Origin of the sequence: Streptomyces sp. NPDC001851, assembly GCF_040297165.1 — a bacterium.
Lineage (GTDB): Bacteria > Actinomycetota > Actinomycetes > Streptomycetales > Streptomycetaceae > Streptomyces.
The window spans coordinates 205864-221747 of record NZ_JBEOYR010000006.1 but is presented as its reverse complement, the minus strand read 5'-3'; the positions used below and the strand labels follow the sequence as shown (position 1 = coordinate 221747).

16 protein-coding genes and 1 tRNA gene are annotated in these 15884 nt (G+C 70.7%); 12 read left to right on the top strand and 5 right to left on the bottom strand.

What is annotated here, in order from left to right; all coding sequences use genetic code 11:
• The first annotated feature begins 502 nt into the window (after nt 1-502).
• The 6 genes from paaA to ABT171_RS11025 all read left to right on the top strand — a co-directional run bounded on the left by paaA (nt 503) and on the right by ABT171_RS11025 (nt 5450).
• On the top strand, nt 503-1540 hold the full coding sequence (paaA, locus tag ABT171_RS11050; protein ID WP_351242138.1) for a 1,2-phenylacetyl-CoA epoxidase subunit PaaA: 1038 nt from the start codon (nt 503-505) through the stop codon (nt 1538-1540).
• Entirely contained in the window at nt 1537-1824 is a 288-nt protein-coding gene (gene paaB, locus ABT171_RS11045) for a 1,2-phenylacetyl-CoA epoxidase subunit PaaB (RefSeq protein ID WP_014673816.1), read from the top strand. Before paaA ends, paaB begins: the two co-directional genes overlap by 4 nt.
• Nucleotides 1821-2552, top strand: a complete 732-nt coding sequence (gene paaC / locus ABT171_RS11040) for a 1,2-phenylacetyl-CoA epoxidase subunit PaaC (RefSeq protein WP_351242135.1) — start codon at nt 1821-1823, stop codon at nt 2550-2552. The genes paaB and paaC overlap by 4 nt, the downstream gene beginning before the upstream one ends.
• Entirely contained in the window at nt 2546-3073 is a 528-nt protein-coding gene (gene paaD, locus ABT171_RS11035) for a 1,2-phenylacetyl-CoA epoxidase subunit PaaD (RefSeq protein WP_351242133.1), read from the top strand. The genes paaC and paaD overlap by 7 nt, the downstream gene beginning before the upstream one ends.
• Nucleotides 3073-4137: a 2Fe-2S iron-sulfur cluster-binding protein gene (locus tag ABT171_RS11030; protein ID WP_351242131.1), complete on the top strand. Its 1065-nt coding sequence runs from the start codon at nt 3073-3075 to the stop codon at nt 4135-4137. Before paaD ends, ABT171_RS11030 begins: the two co-directional genes overlap by 1 nt.
• 170 nt (nt 4138-4307) lie before the next feature.
• Nucleotides 4308-5450, top strand: a complete 1143-nt coding sequence (locus tag ABT171_RS11025) for an acyl-CoA dehydrogenase family protein (protein ID WP_351242349.1) — start codon at nt 4308-4310, stop codon at nt 5448-5450.
• Between the two features lie 166 nt (nt 5451-5616).
• On the opposite strand, the gene ABT171_RS11020 is transcribed toward ABT171_RS11025, so the two are convergent.
• The 4 genes from ABT171_RS11020 to ABT171_RS11005 all read right to left on the bottom strand — a co-directional run bounded on the left by ABT171_RS11020 (nt 5617) and on the right by ABT171_RS11005 (nt 8716).
• A complete protein-coding gene (locus ABT171_RS11020; RefSeq protein WP_351242347.1) occupies nt 5617-5946 on the bottom strand; it encodes a rhodanese-like domain-containing protein in 330 nt (109 codons plus the stop codon).
• Nucleotides 5947-5974: 28 nt separating this feature from the next.
• Nucleotides 5975-6778: a hypothetical protein gene (locus ABT171_RS11015; RefSeq protein WP_351242129.1), complete on the bottom strand. Its 804-nt coding sequence runs from the start codon at nt 6776-6778 to the stop codon at nt 5975-5977.
• A 58-nt stretch (nt 6779-6836) separates the two neighbouring features.
• Complete coding sequence (locus ABT171_RS11010; RefSeq protein ID WP_351242127.1) at nt 6837-8261, bottom strand: DUF2252 domain-containing protein; 1425 nt, start codon at nt 8259-8261, stop codon at nt 6837-6839.
• Nucleotides 8262-8572: 311 nt separating this feature from the next.
• Entirely contained in the window at nt 8573-8716 is a 144-nt protein-coding gene (locus tag ABT171_RS11005; RefSeq protein WP_351242125.1) for a hypothetical protein, read from the bottom strand.
• A gap of 4 nt (nt 8717-8720) precedes the next feature.
• Between ABT171_RS11005 and ABT171_RS41880 the strand changes: the two genes are divergently transcribed.
• Nucleotides 8721-9065, top strand: coding sequence for an ATP-binding cassette domain-containing protein (locus ABT171_RS41880; protein ID WP_503074735.1), 345 nt, complete (start codon nt 8721-8723; stop codon nt 9063-9065).
• 196 nt (nt 9066-9261) lie between these two features.
• Here ABT171_RS41880 and ABT171_RS10995 read toward each other — a convergent pair.
• Nucleotides 9262-9345 (bottom strand) — tRNA-Leu (locus tag ABT171_RS10995).
• A 455-nt stretch (nt 9346-9800) separates the two neighbouring features.
• Between ABT171_RS10995 and ABT171_RS10990 the strand changes: the two genes are divergently transcribed.
• From ABT171_RS10990 to ABT171_RS10970, 5 genes are all read left to right on the top strand, one after another.
• On the top strand, nt 9801-10670 hold the full coding sequence (locus ABT171_RS10990; RefSeq protein WP_351242123.1) for an FHA domain-containing protein: 870 nt from the start codon (nt 9801-9803) through the stop codon (nt 10668-10670).
• A gap of 10 nt (nt 10671-10680) precedes the next feature.
• Nucleotides 10681-11211, top strand: coding sequence for an FHA domain-containing protein FhaB/FipA (locus ABT171_RS10985; RefSeq protein ID WP_351242121.1), 531 nt, complete (start codon nt 10681-10683; stop codon nt 11209-11211).
• 132 nt (nt 11212-11343) lie between these two features.
• Nucleotides 11344-12900, top strand: a complete 1557-nt coding sequence (locus ABT171_RS10980; protein ID WP_351242119.1) for a Stp1/IreP family PP2C-type Ser/Thr phosphatase — start codon at nt 11344-11346, stop codon at nt 12898-12900.
• Nucleotides 12901-12927: 27 nt separating this feature from the next.
• The gene (locus tag ABT171_RS10975; RefSeq protein WP_351242117.1) at nt 12928-14367 is read left to right on the top strand and encodes an FtsW/RodA/SpoVE family cell cycle protein; all 1440 of its coding nucleotides are present in this window, start codon (nt 12928-12930) and stop codon (nt 14365-14367) included.
• Nucleotides 14364-15827 carry a peptidoglycan D,D-transpeptidase FtsI family protein gene (locus tag ABT171_RS10970; RefSeq protein WP_351242115.1) on the top strand — a complete coding sequence of 488 codons (1464 nt, stop codon included), beginning with the start codon at nt 14364-14366 and terminating at the stop codon, nt 15825-15827. The genes ABT171_RS10975 and ABT171_RS10970 overlap by 4 nt, the downstream gene beginning before the upstream one ends.
• The last annotated feature ends 57 nt before the right edge of the window (nt 15828-15884 follow it).

The following is a 15884-nucleotide window of genomic DNA, read 5'->3' as shown; positions in this document are numbered from 1 at the left end:
CCCGCTTCCTCCGGGGCGCCGGCTTCGGCCGGGGATTTCTCCGGGAGACGCGCCCCCGCCGACCCACTGGGCCCGGGCCGGGCCCCCGGGTCCTCGTCGTACGCGTCCATTTCGCCCCGTACCCCGTTTCGGCTCAGTGTTCCGGCTCAGTGTTCCGGCTCAGTCGTTCGGCTCAGTGGTCCAGCTCCGTGAACGGCGCCGCCACGAACGTCCCATGATTCACGTACGCCGCTCTCGGCGTCCACGGAACGGTACTCAGCCCTGGCCACCGGGCGCAGCCCCGGGTACGGGCCACCGGCCGTGGTCCTCGCCACGCCGTGCCGCCGCGGTGCCGGCCCTGGCCCTCCCTGCGACTCCCCTGTCCACAGGCTGCCCACAGGCCGCCCACCGAGTTTTCCACAGCGGTTGACACCCACGGCGGCCCGTCACACCATTGATTCCGCACGGACCGAACGATCGGTCGGGACAGCTTCACCGAAGAGCCCGAGGTCAGGGGGACCGCATGGCCACAGCAGCCGCACAGCGCACGGCCCGCACGGAGGCGGACGGCGCACCGAACACCGTCGACACGGCGGCCTACCAGCACGCCTTCGACGCGGCCGTGGCCGCAGACGAACGCATCGAACCCCGCGACTGGATGCCCGACGCCTACCGCGCGACGCTGGTCCGGCAGATCGCCCAGCACGCCCACTCCGAGATCATCGGCATGCAGCCGGAGGCCAACTGGATCACTCGCGCGCCCTCCCTGCGGCGCAAGGCGATCCTGATGGCCAAGGTCCAGGACGAAGCCGGCCACGGCCTGTATCTGTACAGCGCGGCCGAGACCCTGGGCACCAGCCGCGACGAGCTGCTCGACAAACTGCACAGCGGCCGCCAGAAGTACTCCTCGATCTTCAACTACCCGACGCTGACCTGGGCCGACGTCGGCGCGATCGGCTGGCTGGTGGACGGTGCCGCGATCACCAACCAGGTGCCGCTGTGCCGCTGCTCCTACGGCCCGTACGCCCGCGCGATGGTGCGGATCTGCAAGGAGGAGTCCTTCCACCAGCGCCAGGGCTACGAGCTGCTGCTGGCCCTCAGCAAGGGCACCCCGGAACAGCACGCGATGGCACAGGACGCCGTCGACCGCTGGTGGTGGCCCTCGCTGATGATGTTCGGCCCACCCGACGACGAGTCCCAGCACTCGGCACAGTCGATGGAATGGAAGATCAAGCGCCACTCCAACGACGAACTGCGCCAGCGCTTCGTCGACATCTGCGTCCCCCAGGCCGAGTCCCTGCGCCTCACCCTCCCCGACCCGGACCTTCGGTGGAACGAGGAACGCGGGCACTACGACTTCGGCCCGATCGACTGGACGGAGTTCTGGGAGGTCCTCAAGGGCAACGGCCCGTGCAACGAACAGCGGATCACCCAGCGCCGGCGCGCACACGCCGAGGGCGCATGGGTGCGGGAAGCGGCCGCCGCCTACGCGGCCAAGCACACCGGGAGCACGGACGGCACCGGTGAGGCAGCACAGGAGACAGGAGCGCAGCGAGCATGAGCACCACCGACTGGCCCCTGTGGGAGGTCTTCGTGCGCTCACGGCGCGGCCTCTCCCACACCCACGCCGGCAGTCTGCACGCCCCCGACGCGGAGCTGGCCCTGCGCAACGCCCGCGATCTGTACACCCGCCGCGGCGAGGGCGTGTCGATCTGGGTCGTCCCCGCCGCCGCGATCACCGCGTCCTCACCGGACGAGAAGGACCCGTTCTTCGAACCGGCCGCCGACAAGCCCTACCGGCACCCGACCTTCTACGAGATCCCGGAAGGGGTGAAGCACCTGTGACCGCCACCGGCCCCGCCACCGTCCCGGTGACCGCCGCGCTCGCCCTCGGCGACGACGCCCTGGTGCTCTCCCACCGGCTGGGGGAGTGGGCCGGGCACGCCCCCGCCCTGGAGGAGGAGGTCGCCCTCGCCAACATCGCCCTCGACCTCCTCGGGCAGGCCCGGGTGCTGCTGTCCCTGGCCGGCGACGAGGACGAACTGGCCTACCTGCGCGAGGAGCGTGCCTTCCGCAACCTCCAGCTGGTCGAGCAGCCGAACGGCGACTTCGCCCACACGATCGCCCGCCAGCTGTACTTCTCCACCTACCAGCAGCTGCTCTACGCCGAACTGGCCGCCGGCGACGGCCCCTTCGCACCCCTCGCCGCGAAGGCGGTCAAGGAGGTCGCCTACCACCGCGACCACGCCGAGCAGTGGACGCTCCGCCTCGGTGACGGCACGGAAGCCAGCCACGAGCGGATGCGCCACGCCTGCGAGGCGCTGTGGAGGTTCACCGGTGAGCCGTTCCAGCCGGTCGAGGGCCTCGACGCCGACTGGGCCGCCCTGGATGCACGCTGGCAGGAGTCCGTCGCAGACGTCCTCGCCCGCGCGACCCTCCCCCTCCCCGAGGGCCCGCGCACCGGTGCCTGGTCGGCCGGTGCCGGCCGGCAGGGCCTGCACACCGAACCGTTCGGACGGATGCTCGCCGAGATGCAGCACCTGCACCGCAGCCACCCGGGGGCGTCATGGTGACCGCCACCGCCCTGGAGGCGGAGCTGCTGGAGCTGGCCGGCTCGGTGCCCGACCCCGAACTGCCGGTGCTCACCCTCCAGGAGCTGGGCGTGGTGCGCGCGGTGCGTCTCCACGGCAGCGACACGGCCGAGGTCGATCTGACCCCCACCTACACCGGCTGCCCCGCCATCGAGGCGATGAGCGTGGACATCGAACGGGTACTGCGGGCCCACGGCATGCGCGAGGTCACGGTCCGCACGGTGCTCACACCGGCCTGGACGACCGACGACATCAGCCCCGAAGGGCGCCGCAAGCTCCAGGAGTTCGGCATCGCTCCCCCGCGCGCACGCAGCGCCTCCGGCCCGGTACCGCTCACCCTCGGCCCGATACACACCCACGCGACGGAGACCGAACCGGTCCGCTGCCCGCACTGCGGATCCGCCGACACCGAGCTGCTGAGCAGGTTCTCCTCCACCGCGTGCAAGGCCCTGCGCCGCTGCCTCGCCTGCCGTGAACCGTTCGACCACTTCAAGGAGTTGTGATGGCGCGCTTCCACCCGCTCCCGGTGGCCGCGGTCGACCGGATCACCGACGACTCCGTCGCCCTGACCTTCACGGTCCCGCCCGGACTGCGCGAGGAGTACCGGCACACGGCCGGACAGCACCTGGCGCTGCGCCGACGGGTCGACGGCACCGAGATCCGGCGCACGTACTCGATCTGCTCCCCCGCGCCCGACCCGGCCGGCCCGGGCCCGGACAGCCTGAGAGTGGGCGTGCGGCTGGTGGAAGAAGGGGCCTTCTCCACCTACGCGTTGAAGGAGATCAACGTCGGTGACGAGCTGGAGGTGATGACCCCGGCCGGCCGCTTCACCCTGGAACCGGCGCCGGGACTGTACGCGGCGGTCGTCGGCGGCAGCGGCATCACCCCGGTGCTGTCCATCGTCGCCACGCTGCTGGCACGCGAGCCGGCGTCCCGGTTCTGCCTGATACGCAGCGACCGCACGGCCGCCTCGACGATGTTCCTGGAAGAGGTCGCCGATCTGAAGGACCGCTACCCCGAGCGGCTTCAGCTGGTGACCGTGCTCTCCCGCGAGGAGCAGCAGGCGGGTCTGCCGTCCGGCCGGCTCGACCGGGAGCGGCTCACCGGGCTGCTGCCCGCGCTGCTGCCGGTCGGTGAGGTCGCGGGCTGGTTCCTGTGCGGGCCGTTCGGGCTGGTGCAGGGCGCGGAGAAGGCGCTGCGCGAGCTGGGCGTGGACCGGTCCCGTATACACCAGGAGATCTTCCATGTGGACGCGGGCTCGCCACCGGCCGCCACCGCCCGGACGCCCGCCCACAGCACCGTCACCGCCCGGCTGGACGGACGCGGAGGCAGTTGGCCGGTACAGGAGGGCGAGTCCCTGCTGGAGACGGTCCTGCGCAACCGCCCCGATGCGCCCTATGCCTGTAAGGGTGGGGTGTGCGGGACCTGCCGGGCCTTCCTGGTCTCCGGCGAGGTCCGCATGGACCGCAACTTCGCGCTGGAGGCGGAAGAGACGGAAGCCGGATATGTACTGGCCTGCCAGTCGCATCCGCTGACGGAGCAGGTGGAGCTGGACTTCGACCGCTGAGGCCTGCACGGGACCGCCTCGGCGTGGGGGTGGGGAGGGGTGGGTGGGGGGAGGGGGAGGGGGAGGGATGGCCCCCAGGAACACCGCCGCCGACCCGTTCCCTTCTCCTAGAACCTGTTCTATCTTGACGCCCCGTCAGATGGATGACCGCACCGTCGGAGGGACAGGCCGTGGACTTCACCTTCACCGAGGAACAGCGGGCGGCGGCCGAGGCGGCGCGCGGGGTGTTCGCCGACGTGGTACCGGACGCGGTGCCCAGCCCGGCGCTCACCACCGGTGCCGTGGCCGAGGGCTTCGACCGGGAACTCTGGTCCCGGCTGGCCGGGGCGGACCTGCTGAGTCTGCTGCTCGACGAGGCGCACGGCGGTTCCGGTCTGGACGCGATCGCGCTGTGCCTGGTGCTGCGTGAGTCCGCCAAGGTCCTCGCCCGGGTGCCGCTGCTGGAGCACAGCGCGGCGGCAGCGGTCGTACAGGCCTACGGCGGTGCGGAGTCGGCGGAACGCCTGCTGGCCCGCGCCGGACGCGGCGAGCTGGTGCTGACCGTCGCGGCGAACGGCCGCAGTGGCCATGACCCGGCCGAACTGGCCGTCACCGCACGGCGGGAGGGCTCGGTCTGGGTACTGGACGGGGTGCAGACCGCGGTGCCGTGGGCGTACGACGCGGACCTCGTCGTCGTACCCGCCCATGTCGAGGGCACGGCCGCCGACCGGACCGTCCTCGCGCTGGTACCGCGTGAGCGGGACGGGGTGGTCCTTGCCGAGCAGGTGTCCACCAGCGGGGAGCGGCTGGCCGAACTACGGCTCGCCTCGGTACGGATCGAGGTGGGTGAGGTCATCGAGGCCGACGGCGCCTGGGAGTGGCTGTATGCGCTGCTCGCCACGGGCACCTGCGCGCTGGCGCTCGGTCTGGGCGAGCGGGTGCTGCGCATGACCGCCGAGTACACCGGCAAGCGGGAGCAGTTCGGGTATCCGATCGCGACCTTCCAGGCGGTGGCCGTGCAGGCCGCGGACCGGTACATCGATCTGCGTGCCATGGAGGCCACGCTCTGGCAGGCCGCCTGGCGGATCGCCTCGGGGACATCAGGAGCGCTGCCCGCGGCCGGGGATGTGGCGGTGGCGAAGATCTGGGCGGCGGAGGGGGTACGCCGGGTGGTGCAGACGGCGCAGCATCTGCACGGCGGGTTCGGTGCCGACACGGACTATCCGCTGCACCGCTATCACGCCTGGGCCAAGCACCTGGAGCTGGCGCTCGGCCCGGCGGCGGCACACGAGGAGAGGCTCGGGGATCTGCTGGCCGCTCATCCGCTGGGCTGACGCGCGGTCCCGGCCGCCGGGACGGACTGCAGGAGGACGGAACCGACCGACCACCAGGGCCGGCCGCAGAAACGAGCCGAGCCCATCACCAGGGCCGGCCGCAGCACGAAACCAGGCCCCGTCGGGATGGGCCCCGGCACGAAATCGGGCCGGCCGTCGGCGTGGGTTACAGCACGAAGCCGGGGCTGCCGTCGTCCGTGATCACCGGGCGGCCCGCGGCCTGCCAGACCTGCATGCCGCCGTCGACGTTCACCGCGTCGATACCCTGCTGGACCAGATACATGGTGACCTGCGCCGAACGGCCGCCGGAGCGGCAGATGACGTGGACGCGGCCGTCCTGCGGAGCGGCGTCGGTCAGCTCGCCGTAGCGGGCGACGAACTCGCTCATGGGGATGTGCACTGCTCCCTCGGCGTGGCCCGCCTGCCACTCGTTGTCCTCGCGGACGTCCAGCAGGAAGTCGCCGTCCTTGAGGTCCGTGATCTCGACCGTGGGCACACGAGCTGCGAAATTCATGTCCCCGACGCTACCTGCTCTGCAGGGCCGCCAGCTCCCCCTCCCGCTGGGTGATGTCGGCGCGCAGCCTGGCGGCGATCTCGTCGAGCAGCCCGTCGGGGTCGTCGGGGGCGAGCCGGAGCATGCCGGCGATCGCGCCCTCCTCCAGTTCGCGGGCGACGAGGGTGAGCAGTTCCTTGCGCTGGGCGAGCCATTCGAGGCGGGCGTACAGCTCCTCGGCGGGGCTCGGGCGTCGCTCGGGCGGTACCGGGCCGGCCGCCCATTCCTCGGCCAGTTCCCTCAGCAGTGCCTCGTCACCGCGGGCGTAGGCGGCGTTGAGGCGGGTGAGGAATTCCTCACGCCGGCGGCGCTCCTCTTCCTCCTGTGCGAGGTCGGGGTGGGACTTGCGGGCCAGCTCGCGGTAGAGCTTGCGGGCCTCCTCGCTGGGCCGCACCCGCTGCGGGGGCCGTACGGCCTGGTCGGTCAGCATGGCGGCGGCTTCCGGGAACAGGCCGTGGCCGTCCATCCAGCCGTGCAGCAGTTCCTCCACGCCGGGGATCGGCGTCACCCGGGCGCGGGCCTCCTCGGCGCGGCGGATGTCCTCCGGGTCGCCGGTGCGGGCGGCCTTCGCCTCGGCGATCTCGGCGTCCAGCTCCTCGATGCGGGCGTAGAGCGGGCCGAGTCTCTGCTCGTGCAGCCGGGAGAAGTTCTCGACCTCGACACGGAACGTCTCGACGGCGATCTCGTACTCGATCAACGCCTGCTCGGCGGCCCGTACGGCCTGCTCAAGCCGTTCTTCGGGCCGCGGGGGCTGATCGGCTTCCGGGGTCGTCACGCGACCAGGGTAGGGGATGTGGCCCCGCGCCCCTCGGGGAGACGACCCCGGCCGGGCGTCACACCCCCAGCTCCGCGGCGATCCGTCCCTCCTTGATTCCCTTGACCAGGTCGGTGTGGTCCGCCTCCGTGCGGTCGGCGTAGGCGACGGCGAAGGCGGCGGTCGCCTCGTCCAGTTCCTCGTTCTTGCCGCAGTATCCGGCGATCAGCCGTGGGTCGGCGCTGTGGGAGTGGGCGCGGGCCAGCAGGGCGCCGGTCATGCGGCCGTAGTCGTCTATCTGGTCGGCGGGGAGGGCGGCGGGGTCAACGCTGCCCTTGCGGTTGCGGAACTGGCGCACCTGGAAGGGGCGCCCGTGGACGGTCGTCCAGCCGAGCAGGATGTCGCTGACGACCTGCATGCGCTTCTGCCCGAGGACCACCCGGCGGCCCTCGTGCTGGGCGGGCGGCGCCTCGAACCCGGCCGTGGCCAGGTGCGGGACGAGCGCGGAGGGCCTGGCCTCCTTCACCTGGAGCACCAGCGGCTGCTCACGGTGGTCGAGGAGCAGCACGACGTAGGACCGGGTGCCGACGCTGCCGGTGCCGACGACCCGGAAGGCCACGTCGTGCACCGCGTGCCGGGCGAGCAGGGGGTGCCGGTCCTCGGAGAGGGTCGTCAGGTATTCCTCCAGGGACGCGGCGACGGCGTGGGCCTCGGCGTCCGGGATGCGGCGCAGGACGGGTGAGGCGTCCACGAACCGGCGTCCGCCGTCCGCCACCGCCTCGGTCGACTTCGCCGCGAACCGGCCGCTGGTGTTGGCGCGGGCCTTCTCCGAGACGCGCTGCAGGGTGCCGAGCAGATCGTGGGCGTCGGTGTGGGAGACCAGTTCCTCGTCGGCGATGGCGTTCCACGCGTCGAGCACGGGCAGCCTGGCCAGCAGCCGCATGGTGCGGCGGTAGGAGCCGACCGCGTCCTGGGCGGCGGCGCGGCAGGTGTCCTCGTCGGCGCCGGCCTCTCGTCCGGCGAGCACCAGCGAGACCGCGAGCCGCTTCAGGTCCCACTCCCAGGGGCCGTGCACGGTTTCGTCGAAGTCGTTCAGGTCGATGACGAGGTCACCGCGGGCGTCGCCGTACAGGCCGAAGTTGGCGGCGTGTGCGTCGCCGCATATCTGGGTGCGGATCCGGGTCGTGGGCGTGCGGGCCAGGTCGTAGGCCATGAGTCCGGCCGAGCCGCGCAGGAAGGCGAACGGGGTGGCCGCCATCCGCCCGACGCGGATGGGGATCAGCTCCGGGATGCGGCCGGCGTTGGACGCGATGACCGCGCTCACCGCGTCGGGGCGGGAGGAGTCCAGGTCGAGCATGCGGTGGGCGGCGCGCGGCACGCTGGTCCGCAGCGCCTTGCCCGCCTCCTTGGGGGAGCCCTGGCGCGGCCACCGGGCGAATCCGCGCACCTGCGGCAGCCGGCGCGTCTGCCCGTCCTCGATCACTTCTGCACCGGTTCCGGTCACCGCGACCGCCTCCCCCGTACGCCTTTCGGCACGAACATCAACTCGTGCAGACCGTACAGCCGGCGCCCGGAACGCGTCAGGCCCTGTGGACAACGTGCTGTGGACGAGGGAGACCGGCGCCCGGCAGGCGGGTGCGGGTGGCCTTCAGTACCGCGTTGACGTCCGTGACGTAGACCCGCCACGAGCAGGTGGACGTAGACCCGCCACGAGCAGGTGCGGCCGTTGCCGGTCGGTGCGCCGGTTGCAGGGGGTCGTCTGCTGCCTGACGTATGCCGCGATCACGCTGTTCCCCGACGGGTGCTGACGTACCGTCACGTCGGGGTAGAGACGGGCGGGTCCCGGACCACGGCGATGCGCGCCCGCACCCGGGGGCGTCCTCGTACGCGCTGCTTCCCCGCGCGCACCAGGCACCACGCACCGCCGCCGAAGAAGACGAAGGTGGCTTCGCGGGTCACGAGAATGGACACCCAGCTGGGCCGGTGGTTCGCAGGCGGCACGCGGCTGTCCGGCGGCCAGTGGCAGCGGGCCGCCCTGGCCCGCGCCTTCCTGCGGGACGCGCCGGTGGTGGTGCTCGACGAGCCGGCCGCCGCCATCGACGCGGCCGCGGCCGCGAAGGCGAAGGCGAAGGCGAAGGCGGAGGCGGAGGCGAAGGCGAAGGCGAAGGCGGAGAGGGGAACGGGCGGTCGCCACTGGCCACTTCGCGTTCGGGCAGGTCCAGGAAGGAGAGGAGGTTTCCCGGAAGTGGCCCCCGTGCCTTCTCCCCCGGTTTCCGCCCCCGCGGCTCGGTCAGGCCGGGTGAGCTGACGAAACGTTAAGCCACACCCCAAGAAAGATTAAAAAATCCTATCGTGACCGAGGTCACGACCGGGTGCCCTCCGGTACCGCTCCGAAGCCTGAGACCTTCCTCACGCAACAGACACCTCCGGCCAAGCCCGGCCGAAGGTCCACGGCACAACAGGAATGAGCGGCATCGTGATCACGATGCCGCTCATTCCGTCTGTGCGCGAGGGGGGAGTTGAACCCCCACGCCCTTGCGGGCACTGGAACCTGAATCCAGCGCGTCTGCCTATTCCGCCACCCGCGCATTGGGTGTGTCTTCCGGCTCCGCCCCTTTCGGGCTGGCCCCTTCCGACATCCAGAACATTAGCACGTCGTACGGGGTGGGTTCACATCCGTTCCCGCCCACCGCCCGGCGGCCCCGCACCCGCCGCCTCACACCGCGTCCGCGTCCGCCCCTCCCCGGGTATGCCAGGCATCCCAGGTATCAGGGAGACCCGCTTCGCGTATCAACCTCGTACCGGTCCCGGGCATCTGCCCAGGAGGCGGGCCAGGTCCACAGCCGGGTGCGGGACACTGGTCTTCGCCCGCCTCTACGATCCATGGCAGCAGGAGTGCGCGCCGGGAGTTCGAAGGGGAGTCGCTGGGGGAACCGGCTGATTGCCGGGCGCGTAGATACGATCAGTAAGCAGTACCAGCACAACCGGGCAAGGCAGCGCACACAGCAGGGCAAGGCAACGGCAGGGACGGAGGAGGTGCCCCATGGGAGTCCTGAAGAAGTTCGAGCAGCGTCTCGAAGGTCTGGTGAACGGCACCTTCGCCAAGGTCTTCAAGTCCGAGGTCCAGCCCGTGGAGATCGCCGGCGCGCTCCAGCGTGAGTGTGACAACAACGCCACGATCTGGAACCGCGACCGGACCGTCGTACCCAACGACTTCATCGTGGAGCTGAGCGCGCCGGACTACGAGCGCCTCAGCCCCTACTCCGGGCAGCTCGGCGACGAGCTGGCCGGCATGGTGCGTGACTACGCCAAGCAGCAGCGTTACACCTTCATGGGCCCGATCAAGGTCAACCTGGAGAAGGCCGACGACCTGGACACCGGCCTGTACCGGGTGCGCTCGCGCACCCTCGCCTCCTCCAGCAGCCAGCAGGCGGCGCCCCAGGCCCCCGCGGCCCCGGCTCCCGGCCGCCCCGCGCAGGGTGTCCCGGGCGGCGGCCCCGGCTACCCGCCGGGCGCGCCCGCCGGAGCGCCCCCCATGCCGTCCGCGCCACCGCCCGGCGCCCGCCCCGGCGGCTACGGCTACCCCCAGCCCGCCACCCAGCGGCCCGCGGCCGCCCCGATGAGCGGCGGGCACACCCGCTACTGGATCGAGATCAACGGCACCCGCCACCAGATCTCCCGCGCGACGCTGGTGCTGGGCCGCAGCACCGACGCCGACGTGCGGATCGACGACCCCGGCGTCTCGCGCCGGCACTGCGAGATCCGGACCGGCACGCCCTCGACGATCCAGGATCTCGGCTCCACCAACGGCATCGTGGTGGACGGGCAGCACACCACCCGCGCTACGCTCCGCGACGGCTCGCGGATCGTCGTGGGCAGCACCACCGTTATCTATAGGCAAGCCGAAGGGTGAAGCGGGGGCAATGTCAGAGCTGACCCTCACGGTCATGCGGCTGGGTTTCCTGGCCGTACTGTGGCTGTTCGTGATCGTGGCCGTGCAGGTCATCCGGAGCGACCTGTTCGGTACGCGCGTCACCCAGCGCGGATCGCGTAGGGAGGCCGGCCGCCAGCAGCAGGCGCCCCGGCAGCAGGCCGCCGCGCCCCCGCAGCAGCGAAACCAGCAGCGCGGCCAGCAGGGCGGCGGCCGGCGCGGCCGCAACGCCCCCAGCAAGCTGGTCGTGACGGAAGGCACACTGACCGGCACCACGGTCGCGCTGCAGGGCCAGACGATCACGCTGGGCCGGGCGCACGACTCCACGATCGTGCTGGACGACGACTACGCCTCCAGCCGCCATGCCAGGATCTACCCGGACCGCGACGGCCAGTGGATCGTCGAGGATCTCGGCTCCACCAACGGCACCTACCTGGACCGGTCCCGGCTGACGACTCCCACGCCGATCCCGCTGGGCGCGCCGATCCGCATCGGCAAGACCGTCATCGAGCTGCGGAAGTAGTACGACAATGAGCGAGCGGAGCGAGCACGCAGCGGCAGGCCGCACCCGGGTCTCCGGCGCGCTCCCGACCGGAGGGTGGGCAGTGTGGCTCGACACGACCGGCTGCATTCGGAGCCGACGGGCGAGGTGCGCATGAGTCTGTCACTGCGCTTTGCCGCCGGATCGCACGAAGGAATGATCCGCGGGCACAACGAGGACTCCGGTTACGCCGGTCCGCGGCTGCTCGCGATCGCCGACGGCATGGGCGGCCAGGCCGCCGGCGAGGTCGCTTCCTCCGAGGTGATCTCCACCCTGGTCACGCTCGACGACGACGTGCCCGGCTCCGACATCCTCACCTCCCTCGGCACTGCCGTTCAGCACGCCAATGACCAGCTGCGCGCCATGGTCGCGGAGGACCCCCAGCTCGAAGGCATGGGGACGACCCTGACCGCGCTGCTGTGGACCGGGCAGCGGCTCGGCCTCGTGCACGTCGGTGACTCCCGGGCCTATCTGCTGCGGGACGGGGTGCTCACCCAGATCACCCAGGACCACACCTGGGTGCAGCGGCTCGTCGACGAGGGCCGGATCACCGAGGAGGAGGCGACCACGCATCCGCAGCGGTCCCTCCTCATGCGCGCCGTGGGCAGCAGCGACCACGTCGAGCCGGACCTGTCGATCCGCGAGGTCCGGGCCGGCGACCGCTATCTGATCTGCTCCGACGGGCTGTCCACCGTCGTCTCCCACCAGACGATCGAGGAGACCCTCGCCAGCTACCAGGGCCCGCAGGAGACCGTGCAGGAGCTGATCCAGCTCGCGCTGCGCGGCGGCGGCCCCGACAACATCACCGTCATCGTCGCCGACGTCCTCGACCTGGACACCGGTGACACCATGGCCGGGCAGCTGTCCGACCAGCCGGTCGTGGTCGGCGCGGTCGCCGAGAACCAGCACCACCTGCACGACAACGGCATCATGCAGACCCCGGCCGGCCGCGCCTCCCACCTGGGCCGGCAGCACCACGGGCACGGCGGCGGCGAGTTCGGCCCGCCCGGTTCCGGCGACACCACCGGGTACACCCCGGCCGGCAGCTTCGGCGACTACGCAGACGGCGACTTCACCAAGCCGCGCGGCGGACGCAAGTGGCTGAAGAGATCCCTCTACAGCGCCCTCGCCCTCGCCGTCATCGGCGGCGGCCTCTACGGCGGCTACCGCTGGACGCAGACGCAGTACTACGTCGGCGCCAAGGGCGAGCACGTGGCCCTGTACCGGGGGATCAGCCAGGACCTGGCCTGGGTGTCGCTGTCGAAGGTGGAGAAGGACCACCCGGAGATCGAACTCAAGTACCTGCCGCCCTACCAGCAGAAGCAGGTCAAGAACACGATCACGGCGGGCGGTCTGCCGCAGGCCCAGGCGAAGATCGAGGCGCTGTCCGTGCAGGCCTCCGCGTGCAGGAAGCGGGCGGAGCACCTGGCCGCCGAGTCCCAGCGGAACGCGAAGACGGGCCAGGGCGAGGCCGGAGGCACCACGGGAACCACCCGTACCGCCTTCACGTCCAAGGCATCGCCGACGCCGAACCCGTCGACGGGTACGCCGTCCAAGACGACGCCCCCGACATCGCCGTCGAAGCCGCCGTCCACGTCCCACACTCCGAACCCCGGCCCAAGCCTCTCCGAGGATGAGAAGAAGGTCGTCGATCAGTGCGGCAAGCAGTAGCCGAGCCGCGAGAGGCCCTGTCACACGATGAGCAGTACGACTAACTCGCCGACGCACCACACGTCCACGATCGGCGCCATCGGCGCTCCGAGCCGCCGCAACACCGAGCTGGCCCTGCTGGTCTTCGCCGTGGTCATCCCGGTGTTCGCCTACGCCAACGTGGGCCTGGCCATCAGCAGCAAGGTGCCCGCCGGGCTGCTGGAGTACGGCCTCGGTCTCGGCCTGCTGGCCGGCGTCGCCCATCTCGCCGTACGGAAGTTCGCCCCGTACGCCGACCCGCTGCTGCTGCCGCTGGCCACGCTGCTCAACGGGCTCGGTCTGGTCGTGATCTGGCGGCTGGACCAGTCGAAGCTGCTGCAGCAGATGCACGCCGCCGGCGGCAAGGCAGCCAACCAGCTGCTCTACACGGCGCTGGGCATCGCGCTCTTCGCCGTGGTGCTGATCTTCCTCAAGGACCACCGCACGCTCCAGCGCTACACCTACATCTCCATGGTCGGCGCGCTGGTCCTGCTGCTGCTGCCGCTGGTCCCGGGCCTCGGCCTGAACGTGTACGGCGCGAAGATCTGGATCCACGTCGGCAGCTTCTCCATCCAGCCCGGTGAGTTCGCCAAGCTCGTGCTGGCGGTGTTCTTCGCCGGCTATCTGATGGTGAAGCGAGACGCGCTGGCCCTGGCCAGCCGCCGTTTCCTGGGGCTGTATCTGCCGCGCGGCCGTGACCTCGGCCCGATCCTCGTCGTCTGGGCGATCTCGATCCTCATCCTCGTCTTCGAGACCGACCTCGGTACGTCGCTGCTGTTCTTCGGCATGTTCGTGATCATGCTGTACGTCGCCACCGAGCGGACCAGCTGGATCGTCTTCGGTCTGCTGATGTCCGCAGCCGGCGCAGTCGGCGTGGCAAGCTTCGAGACGCACGTGCAGCAGCGTGTCCAGGCCTGGCTCGACCCGATGAAGGAGTTCAAGCTCAGCCGTCAGGGCCTCCAGGGCCACTCCGAGCAGCTCATGCAGGCCCAGTGGGCGTTCGGCTCCGGCGGCACCCTCGGCACCGGCTGGGGCCAGGGCCACTCCGAACTGATCGGTTTCGCCGCCAACTCCGACTTCGTCCTCGCCACCTTCGGCGAAGAGCTGGGCCTGGCGGGCATCATGGCGATCCTGCTGATCTACGGCCTGATCGCCGAGCGTGGCATCCGTACCGCCCTCGCCGCCCGCGACCCGTTCGGCAAGCTGCTGGCCATCGGCCTGTCCGGTGGCTTCGCGCTCCAGGTCTTCGTCGTGGCCGGCGGTGTGATGGGGCTCATCCCGCTGACCGGTATGACCATGCCGTTCCTCGCGTACGGCGGTTCATCCGTGATCGCGAACTGGGCGCTGATCGGCCTCCTGATCCGCATCAGCGACACCGCCCGCCGCCCGGCGCCCGCACCCGCCACGAACCCCGACGCCGAGATGACCCAGGTGGTCCGCCCCTCATGAACAAGCCCCTGCGCCGGATCGCGATCTTCTGCGGCCTGCTCATCCTGGCCCTGTTGATCCGGGACAACTACCTCCAGTACGTCAAGGCCGGCCAGCTCGCCACCGAAAAGGACAACCGCCGGGTCCCCATCGAGCGCTACGCCCACCCGCGCGGCGACATCATCGTCGACGGCAACCCGATAACCGGGTCGGTCCAGGTCAAGCACGGCGACTTCAAGTACAAGCGCACCTACAAGGACGGGGCCATGTGGGCCCCGGTCACCGGCTACTCCTCCCAGGTCTACGGCAGCAACTACCTGGAAGGCGTCGAGGACAGCATCCTCACCGGCAACGACGACCGGCTCTTCTTCCGCAATACCCTGGACATGATCACGGGCAAGCAGAGGCAGGGCGGCAACGTCGTCACGACCCTCAACGCGGCGGCGCAGAAGGCGGCGTTCGACGGTCTGAAGCAGCAGGGCGGCAAGGGTGCCGTGGTCGCTCTGGAGCCGTCCACCGGCAAGATCCTCGCGATGGCCTCCTACCCGTCGTACGACCCCTCCGCCATCGCCGGCCAGTCGGACGGCAAGAACTGGACCAGCGTGACCACCGACAAGGCCGCACCCATGCTGAACCGGGCGCTGCGCGAGACCTACCCGCCGGGCTCCACCTTCAAGGTGGTCACCGCGGCGGCGGCGCTGGAGAACGGGCTGTACAAGTCGGACACCGAGCAGACGAACTCGCCGCTGCCGTGGACCATGCCGGGCACGACGACCCAGCTGAAGAACGAGGGCAACATCCCCTGCAAGAACGCCTCGCTGAAGGAGGCGCTGCGCTGGTCCTGCAACTCGGTCTTCGGCAAGATCGGCTCCGACCTCGGCAACGACAAGATGCTGGCGGAAGCGAAGAAGTTCGGCTTCGACTCCGAGCAGTTCACCCCGGTCCGCTCCAACGCTTCGGTGTTCTCCGACAACATGAACCCCTCGCAGACCGCGCTGTCCTCCATCGGCCAGTACAACACCGCCGCGACCCCGCTGCAGATGGCCATGGTCGCGTCGGCGGTCGCCAACGACGGCAAGCTGATGAGGCCGTACATGGTCGACGAGCTCCAGTCGTCCAACGTCGACACCGTCGAGAAGACCGAGCCGAAGGAGATGAGCCGGCCGCTGTCCTCGGCGAACGCGCAGATCCTGCAGGACATGATGCAGACGGTGGTCGAGAAGGGCACCGGTACGAACGCCCGGATCAGCGGCGTCACGGTGGGCGGCAAGACCGGTACCGCGCAGCACGGTGTGGCGAACAGCGCCAACCCGTACGCGTGGTTCATCTCCTACGCCAAGCTGCCCGACGGCAGCGCGCCGGTCGCCGTGGCCGTGGTGGTCGAGGACGAGAGCGCCAACCGTGACGACATCTCCGGTGGCGGTCTGGCGGCGCCGATCGCGAAGAACGTCATGCAGGCGGTCATCCGCTCCAAGAAGTGATCTCGCCGGTACCAGAGAGTGACACCCGTCACGTCTCCTTCACATCGCCGCACGTTG